Genomic DNA, 7,901 nt, shown 5'->3' with positions numbered 1-7,901 from the left:
CGTTCAGATCGCTGCTGTCTGCTGCCATAGTGTCCACCTCCGATTTAAGTGGACACTATCGTCGCCTCTCCGGGCGCGTGGCGATAGGGCGTCAATGAACGATCGCTTACCGATGAATAGTCAGAAGACGGTTGACGGATTTTGGGTACCGTCTGCAAATTCACGCCACGCGACAAATCGTGCCGCGAGTTGTTTGCAATAGCCAGAGACCCGTAGCAGATGGCGCTTGACCGCGAGGTGTTGTCGGATCGATCCGAAGCCGGAGAACCTTCGTTGTGTACGTTTCGAGTCGTAAAAGCAACGCGTGCGGCACTCGCGTTCCCCGGTCGGTCCGTGGCTGTTCTCAGCCTGATCTACAATGCACGCAGTTCGCGGCGGAACGGAAAAAATTAAGTGCAGCAGGTGGCGTCGATCTGCTGGCAAATCTGCTGATGCGTGGCTGTGCTGTGGTTAGCGATGCAGAGGTAGTATTACTGCGCCTCGCAATTCGCGAACACAATCCACTTACCGGTCATTGCCTCAACGCCCTGCCGCCGTCCGAGGTTGGCGTGCACCACGTCCATCGGTAGCGTCATCACGTCGTCGACACTCAGGTAGCGATCTTCGTCGGTCGCCTCAGCCTCGCGCATCTTCTCCTCGAAGTACGGCATCCCGAAGGTAAGCGACATTTGGCGGCCGTCTTGACGATCAGAATTTGATCTCGAAGATGCGTTCGTTGACGCCCTGGAGGTCAAAGGCAGCAGGATCGAAACTACCGCCACACCAGTCGAGCAACAGCTGGTGTTCCTCATGAGCGGGATCGATGATCGCGTCGAGGAACTCGATGTAGCCGGGTACGCCGCCAACATCTTCCGGCGGGCAGGCATTGCGGCCGTCCAGGCAGATGGGCGAGCGCAGCTCAGGATCAGCCGGCAGGACCTTCTCGACCTTCACACGATGCTGCCAGTTGTCACCGTAATCGTAGATGTAGGTGAATGACTTCAGCGCACCGAGCGCCGTGCCCAGGCTCACCCGCGCTTCGTTGAGCATCGGCGGGTCACTCGGGAAGTCCGGATCGGGCATCCCGTAGTTGGTGTCGCCGAACACGAATTCGTGCAGGTGGCCGCCATCCCAGCCCATCGCCCACAGCAGCACGACGTGCAGCTTCGGCAGCTTGATCGAGGCGGGGACCAGCACCCGTCTCCAGACCGCCGGCTTCAGATACTTCAGCTCGATGTGCAACTGGTAGACCGGTACCTGTGAATCGACCGCGCGTAACGCGGGTTTGCGAGTCGATGCCATCGTCACGCAGCCTGCTGGACCGGCTGCTCCACCGGCATCAAACGCCACGGCAGCAACTCGTCGATCCGGTTGATGGGATGCTCGGCGATGCGCTCGAACACCGTGCGCAGGTATGCATACGGTTCGATGCCATTCAGGCGTGCCGTGCCGATCAGGCTGTAGATGACCGCCGCACTCTGTCCACCGCCGTCAGAACCGGCAAACAGGTAATTGCGCCGGCCGATCACGAGCGGCCGGATAGCCCGCTCCGCCGTATTGTTGTCGATCTCGATGCGCCCGTCTTCACAGTAGCGCACCAGCGCGTGCCAGTTCCCCAGCGCATACCGGATTGCCTTGCCAAGGCCCGACTTCGCCGAGACCTGCGCGAGCGTATGTTCCAGCCAGTCCTTCAGTGTGCCTGCGAGCGGCAATACCCGCGCCATGCGCACAGACTGCCGGACCTCCGGCTTGCGGCCGCGCACCTCGCGCTCGATGGCATACAGGGCCGCGATGCGGCTGAGTGCCTCCTGCGCTACCGGCGAACGCTCCAGTTCGTACAGGTCGTAGAACTTGCGCCGCACATGCGCCCAGCATGCTGCCTCGATGATCGTGCCATCGCGGTACAGCGCATCGTAGCCACTGTAGGCATCCGCCTGCAGGATGCCCGACCAGCCCTGCAGATGCGTACGGGGTCGCTCTCCCTTGCGGTCGGGCGAGTACTGGTACCAGACCGCCGGGGGTGCCCGGCTGCCCGCCGGCCGGTCATCGCGTACATACGTCCACAACCGTGCCGTACGTGTCTTGCCGCGTCCGGGTTCCAGCACCGGGACGGGCGTGTCATCCGTATGGATTTTTTGCGCCTCACGCACATACCGGCCAACGGCATCCGCCAGCGGCTGCAGCAGTGCGGCGGACTCGCGAACCCACGAGGCCAGCGTGGCACGGTCGAGTTCAATGCCGGCACGGCGATAGATTCCTGCCTGCCGGTACAACGGCGTATGGTCGGCGTACTTGGCAACCACCACCTGCGCCAGCAGGCCGGCTGCGGCCATGCCGCGTACGATCGGGCGCGACGGCGCCGCTTCCTGGACGACCTTCGCACAACGGCTGCAGCTCAGCCGGGGGCGCACGTGCCGGATCACCCGGAAGTACCCCGGCACGTAGTCCAGCATCTCGGAAGCGTCTTCACCCAGCTTGCGCAGCCGGCCGCCGCATTCGGGGCAGTCGCAGCCCTGTGGCTTGTGCTCCACCACCTCGCGTGGCAGGTGCGCAGGGAATTCGCGCGAGCGGCGGCGTAGTGGAACCACCGGCGCTGTCGTGTCTACGGGTTCATCCGGCACCGGTTCTGGCGCCGGTGCCGGCACGGCATCCTGCTGCGGCAGTGCCCCGTCACTGAGTGCGAGCTGCAGTTGTCCCGTCAGTTCTGCCATGCGCTCCGACGAGCGTCCGTACTGCCAGCGCTTCAGACGCGAGATCTCGGCAAGCAGACGCGCGATGGTTTCTTCGCGCGAGACAAGCATGCGCTTGAGTGTGTCGATGTCGTCGGGGAGTCGGCTGACTGGCATGCCTGAGAGTTTACCAGGCACGCGCAGAAGTGGGGGCAAATTTACGCGGCGCATGTGGGCTTCCACGTCCGTTCGGGGCGTCGCCAGTCGATGCCTTCGAGCAGCATCGACAGTTGTGCCGCCGACAGATGGATGCATCCCGCGTCGGCCTGCGGCCAGATGAAACGGCCTCGCTCCAGGCGCTTGACGTACAGGTTCATTCCATCGCCACTCCACCACAGCAGCTTGACCAGATCGCCCCGGCGACCACGGAAGGCGAACACGTGGCCCGAGAACGGGTCTTGCTCAAGCGCCACCTGCGCCAGTGCAGCCAGACCATCCATGCCACGGCGCATGTCGGTGACGCCTGCGGCGAGCCAGATGCGGGTGCCGGTCGGCAGCGCGATCATGCCGGCCTCAGGCAATGCAGCACCAGTCGCAGCTGGGCCGGGTCTACCTTCCCGCTCACTCGCACGCGTGCGCCATTGAGCTCGATCTCGATACCTGAAGTCGCGGCTTCCTGTGCGCGCAATGGCAATTGCGCTGTCGGCACCGGTAGCGACGAAACCGCCATCGAATCATCCGGCGATATCGCCACCGGAACGAACACTGCCGTCTCGCTCACCGGCTTGTTGTCCAGCAGACCGGCACGGTACTGCCTGCGCCACTTGAACACCATGTTCGGATTCAGACCGTGCGACTGCGCGAGCTTCGCCACCGAGATGCCCGGCTCGCACGCTGCTATCGCAACTTCACGCCGGAATTCAGGCGCGTAATTCGGCCGCCCCTTGCGGCTCCCAGCACAGTCGATCTCTGTCATCAAAGTGGTCCCCACTACTCGAAGTGATGGGCATCACTTTGGACACTCTCAACGTCGATGTCGATACGGCCTTCAAATGACGCTTACTCCCGAAGCACCTCCATCCCTTCTGCACGTTCATCGCCAGCGAGCGCGAAGGTCACTCTGACGATAGCGCTTGTGTGACGCCCCTTGAGGGGCGGATGCGGGGGGGGCACGGACTTGAGGGCGGTCGGCTTCCCTTCTTTAGCACCTCTATCTCATGAACTACCTTGGCCGGACTAACCGCCCCCGCTTTGAAGGCCGCCAAAAGGGTACATCGCCTGCAGCGAACGATATGGTTCGGCTGCCTCCACATCCAGCGAGCTCATCGGGATCATTGCCTCTAAAGCGGCAGCAGCGTCGTCACCTTCCTGAACCGTCGCATCGAGCTTCCATCGGGGTGCTGACGTATCCAAAGACGCGGACTGCCCCACGTTCTGCCCAGCGGCTGGCTGTGTCGCGATAAACCGAAGGGGTAAAATCCGGATCAGACGAAATTCCCCGAATGGCACGATGAAGAAGACGCAGACTCCGCGAAAGACGCTGGCCTCGGGCATAGCCAAAGTTCTGAAGTGACTTCACTATCCCCTCGAAGTGATATTGGTCTGCGTGAGATGGTACGTGGCCTACTCGCTGAGTCTGCGTGATCTCGGGGAAATGATGGCTGAGCGCGGTATTTCAGTCGATCATTCGACCGTGCACCGCTGCGTGATCAAGCTGGTCCCGTTGCTCGAGAAAATGTTTCGCAAACACAAAAGGCCGGTCGGCAAAAACTGGCGAATGGACAAGACCTACCTCAAGATCAGGGGGCCAGTGGAGGTATCTCTATCGAGCCGTGGACAAGGCCGGCAACACCATCGACTTCCTGCTGCGCGCCCATCGCGATAAGCCTGCAGCGCGCCGCTTCTTCGAGAAAGCGATTGGTCGGAACGGCGCCCCGCAGACGGTCAACATGGATAGGAGCGGTGCCAATCTGGCCGCCCTCCAGGCCATCAACGCCGCACGCGAAACACCCATCCGCATCCGTCAGGTCAACCGCATCGAGCAGAACCACCGGGCCATCAAACGCCGAACCCGGCCCATGCTCGGCTTCAAGGATTTTCGTTGTGCGCGCATCATTCTGGGCGGCATTGAGGTGATGCACATGATCCGCAAGGGGCAAATGAAATGCGCCAAAGTGACTGGCGCGTCCGCCGCACATCAATTCTATTCCCTCGCCTCATAAACAATCGCGGCCCGTGCACTGCGTTCGCCCCTCCGTCCTTATCGCGACAGAGCCCCGTTGGATCCTTATATTTCCCTCCACCAGAGTCGGCGCCATCAGAAGGGGGGGCGGGTCGTCGGTCATCTTGGGAGTCATCGGCGGGTGGTTGCTCTGGCGAACAGAGGTGGGACTCGTTAACCACACTGCGGACCCGCCGCTTGGCTGCGTGGGTATCCGCTTGTCCCCGCCGTCTAATCCAGCTTTGCCAACTTGGCTATTCTGGCTATTTCTGGAGCATTTGGCCATCCAGTGTGCAAGGCCGAAGCAATTGGTCTATCGCTTTCGACGCCGGCACGAATCCGTTGAGGTGCAGCACGCCACTCGGGACTCGAGCTTCGCTACATGGTGCCACAAAGATGCAGCGAAAGCCGGCAGCAAGCCCTCCATTGATGTCATTCGCGACACTGTCTCCGACCATGACGCATTGAGCCGGCTCGGCGCCAGCAAGATGCGCCGCGGCCATGAATATCGCAGGCTGTGGCTTCCACGCACCGATGGCCTCCGAAATCACGATGACATCGAACATGTCCAGCAGTCTAAGTGCCTTAAGTTTTCCAAGTTGCTCTTCCGTGTAACCGTTGCTAATGATGCCTAGGCGAACTCCCGACCTTCGAAGGCCCATGAGGACTTCCGAGGCGCCCGCAACTTCCCGCATGGCATGCTGATGCTCAATCCGATACTCTCGATAGAGTTGACTGACGAGGGCTCGCGAAGCTGGCCTCCCCAGCGCCGCGCAAAGCCTCTCAAAGCGCAGAATACCCGCGTCGTGGATGTTGAGGGATCCGCTGCTTTGCAGCGAAACAATGTTTTCTAGGATCTGATCGTGTAGATCAGTGACTTGGCGGTCGTCGAATCCAGGTAGATATTCGTCGACAACCTTACGTAACGCGCACGAACGCATGTGCCGCTGATCGACGATCGTTCCGTCGAGATCGAAGAACACCGTCGCGTTGCGAACGATTTCCCCCGCCTTGTTTGGCATGCTCGGACGGGCTTCGCTGGTCCTCGACATCGGATGACCGATGCGCGAAAAGGCGTCCATGTACAAATCCCTCTATGAGTGCTCAGTGCACAGATCTGTCAACGAACCTCGGCATCCCGCTGCGGATTTACTCATCGAAATGGACCGTCCCTCGACGCGGTGCACCTGCTTGTCCGTCATTGCTGCAGGCGTGCGGGATGTCCTTGAAGATGGAGTCGATGCGTCGCGCATGATGATTTCGAAGGGTTCCGCCCGCATTTTGGTGAGCCGTCCATTGAAGGTGCCTACAGGAGCTTGGCAACTTCAGCACAGGATACTTTGGCGAAGTCAATGCCATGTTGCTGGAAGTTGCCGGGTTATTTGTTAGCTGGCATGCTTCTCCGCAACCAATCCGCGAAACCATAGCCGTAAAGTAGCACCTGGTTCCATATGCGTCATGCGATGCTCCTCATGAGCCTCACTTGGAAAGTAACTAGTACAGCTGTGTTATGAACTTCGTGTTGAGGTATGCGTCGAACGTTTCGCTGCCCCCCTCAATGCCCATGCCACTGTCCTTGCAGCCGCCGAATGGCGTCTCGGGAAGGCCAAGTCCCAGATGATTGATAGACACCATGCCGGCTTCGAGGTGGCCGGCGAGCGTTCTTGCGCTTTTCGCGGAGTTTGTGAACACATACGACGCGAGTCCATACGAAAGGCCGTTGGCGCGCGCTATGACATCCTCAATTGTCTTGAATCGCGCGACGCCCACAATCGGGCCGAAAGGCTCCTCGGTCATCAGGCGCGAGTCGTCAGGCAGTTCGGCGACGACGGTGGGCGCAAAGAAGTTCCCTTCGCCCAACAGGCTCGAGCCTCCAGTGAGCACTTCTGCTCCACGCGCGCGTGCATCATCGACCAGACTTCTCATTGCTGCGACGCGCCGTGCATGCGCCAGAGGACCCATCTTCGTCTCCGGCAGCAATCCGTCGCCGACCTTGATCGTACGGGCTTTTTCCGCGAAGTTGGAAACGAAGCGATCATAGACGCGCTCCTGGATGTAAAACCTCGTCGGGGAGATACAAACCTGGCCGGCATTGCGAAACTTATATGGCGTCAGGAGGTCGACCACCGCATCAACATCGGCGTCGTCGCAGACAATCACCGGCGCATGCCCGCCTAACTCCATCGTGATGCGCTTCATCAGGGATGTCGCCTGGGCTGCCAGTTGCTTTCCGATTTCCACCGAACCCGTAAAACTAACCTTTCGAACTGTCGCGCTCTGAATCAGATGCCTGGACACCTCTGCCGGGATGCCCCAGACCACATTCAGCACCCCCCTGGGCAGGCCCGCATCGTGGAACAGTCGCGCCAAGGCCACGATCGCGCTCGGCGCATCCTCGGGCCCCTTCAGAACGATGGTGCAGCCCGCGCCGATGGCCGCCGCTATCTTGCGTATCGCCTGGTTGAACGGGAAGTTCCACGGCGTGAATGCTGCGCACACACCGACAGGCTCACGCATCACCAGTTGCGTCACGTTGTCCAGTCGTGAGGGAATGACTCGCCCATAGACACGCCGACATTCCTCGGCATGCCAGTCGGCATGTTCCGCGCAGAAGGTCACTTCGTTGACCGCTTCCACCAGCGGCTTTCCCTGATCCAATGTAATGCCGCGGCCGATGTCACGCGCGCGCTCCCGCGCGAGGTCCGCAACCTTGCGCAGGACCTTGCTGCGTTCCATCGGAGAAACTTTGCGCCAGCTTTCAAATGCGCGCGATGCGGCTGCTATGGCGAGATCGAGGTCTTCGGTAGTCGCGTGCGGAAGCTTGCCGATGACCTGGCCAGTGGCCGGATTGAGGACATCCTGCTCGCACCGCCCTCCACCTGTCAAGAACTCGCCGTCGATGTACAGGCTGGGTGCGGGATAGTCGAAATCCGTTACGGTTCTGGGCGTAGTCATTGGTGTTTTGTTTCGGTATCCTTTGGGAGATTGTCCAAGCTCCGCCGTCCCTATGGTACGAAGAATCATGGAAGATA

At 60.6% G+C, this 7,901-nt stretch carries 8 protein-coding genes and 1 pseudogene; 1 reads left to right on the top strand and 8 read right to left on the bottom strand.

What is annotated here, in order from left to right; genetic code table 11:
* Positions 1-470 precede the first annotated feature (470 nt).
* From KHO31_RS37710 to KHO31_RS37685, 6 genes are all read right to left on the bottom strand, one after another.
* Positions 471-668: a hypothetical protein gene (locus KHO31_RS37710; RefSeq protein WP_211625922.1), complete on the bottom strand. Its 198-nt coding sequence runs from the start codon at positions 666-668 to the stop codon at positions 471-473.
* A gap of 19 nt (positions 669-687) precedes the next feature.
* The gene (locus tag KHO31_RS37705; RefSeq protein ID WP_211625920.1) at positions 688-1,281 is read right to left on the bottom strand and encodes a plasmid pRiA4b ORF-3 family protein; all 594 of its coding nucleotides are present in this window, start codon (positions 1,279-1,281) and stop codon (positions 688-690) included.
* 2 nt (positions 1,282-1,283) lie between these two features.
* Positions 1,284-2,825 carry an IS66 family transposase gene (gene tnpC / locus KHO31_RS37700; RefSeq protein ID WP_211625917.1) on the bottom strand — a complete coding sequence of 514 codons (1,542 nt, stop codon included), beginning with the start codon at positions 2,823-2,825 and terminating at the stop codon, positions 1,284-1,286.
* A 41-nt stretch (positions 2,826-2,866) separates the two neighbouring features.
* A complete protein-coding gene (gene tnpB / locus KHO31_RS37695) occupies positions 2,867-3,214 on the bottom strand; it encodes an IS66 family insertion sequence element accessory protein TnpB (protein ID WP_090801994.1) in 348 nt (115 codons plus the stop codon).
* Entirely contained in the window at positions 3,211-3,624 is a 414-nt protein-coding gene (gene tnpA, locus KHO31_RS37690; protein ID WP_211625915.1) for an IS66-like element accessory protein TnpA, read from the bottom strand. The genes tnpB and tnpA overlap by 4 nt, the downstream gene beginning before the upstream one ends.
* 260 nt (positions 3,625-3,884) lie before the next feature.
* A complete protein-coding gene (locus KHO31_RS37685; protein ID WP_211625913.1) occupies positions 3,885-4,202 on the bottom strand; it encodes a hypothetical protein in 318 nt (105 codons plus the stop codon).
* A 37-nt stretch (positions 4,203-4,239) separates the two neighbouring features.
* Here KHO31_RS37685 and KHO31_RS37680 point away from each other — a divergent pair.
* Positions 4,240-4,870 (top strand): annotated as a pseudogene (locus KHO31_RS37680) (IS6 family transposase).
* A 262-nt stretch (positions 4,871-5,132) separates the two neighbouring features.
* On the opposite strand, the gene KHO31_RS37675 reads toward KHO31_RS37680, so the two are convergent.
* Positions 5,133-5,951, bottom strand: coding sequence for an HAD family hydrolase (locus KHO31_RS37675; RefSeq protein WP_211625911.1), 819 nt, complete (start codon positions 5,949-5,951; stop codon positions 5,133-5,135).
* 412 nt (positions 5,952-6,363) lie between these two features.
* Positions 6,364-7,824, bottom strand: a complete 1,461-nt coding sequence (locus KHO31_RS37670) for an NAD-dependent succinate-semialdehyde dehydrogenase (protein ID WP_211625909.1) — start codon at positions 7,822-7,824, stop codon at positions 6,364-6,366.
* Between the last annotated feature and the right edge of the window lie 77 nt (positions 7,825-7,901).

It is taken from the genome of Paraburkholderia domus, assembly GCF_905220705.1.
Taxonomy (GTDB): domain Bacteria; phylum Pseudomonadota; class Gammaproteobacteria; order Burkholderiales; family Burkholderiaceae; genus Paraburkholderia; species Paraburkholderia domus.
This window is presented reverse-complemented; position numbering and strand designations above follow the sequence as displayed.

Excerpts from the sequence above, each read along its gene's own strand:
- KHO31_RS37675 (WP_211625911.1), bottom strand. The coding sequence starts at position 5,951 with ATGGACGCCTTTTCGCGCATCGGTCATCCGATGTCGAGGACCAGCGAA.
- KHO31_RS37670 (WP_211625909.1), bottom strand. The coding sequence starts at position 7,824 with ATGACTACGCCCAGAACCGTAACGGATTTCGACTATCCCGCACCCAGC.
- tnpC (WP_211625917.1), bottom strand. The coding sequence starts at position 2,825 with ATGCCAGTCAGCCGACTCCCCGACGACATCGACACACTCAAGCGCATG.
- KHO31_RS37705 (WP_211625920.1), bottom strand. The coding sequence starts at position 1,281 with ATGGCATCGACTCGCAAACCCGCGTTACGCGCGGTCGATTCACAGGTA.
- KHO31_RS37710 (WP_211625922.1), bottom strand. The coding sequence starts at position 668 with ATGTCGCTTACCTTCGGGATGCCGTACTTCGAGGAGAAGATGCGCGAG.
- KHO31_RS37685 (WP_211625913.1), bottom strand. The coding sequence starts at position 4,202 with ATGCCCGAGGCCAGCGTCTTTCGCGGAGTCTGCGTCTTCTTCATCGTG.
- tnpB (WP_090801994.1), bottom strand. The coding sequence starts at position 3,214 with ATGATCGCGCTGCCGACCGGCACCCGCATCTGGCTCGCCGCAGGCGTC.
- tnpA (WP_211625915.1), bottom strand. The coding sequence starts at position 3,624 with ATGACAGAGATCGACTGTGCTGGGAGCCGCAAGGGGCGGCCGAATTAC.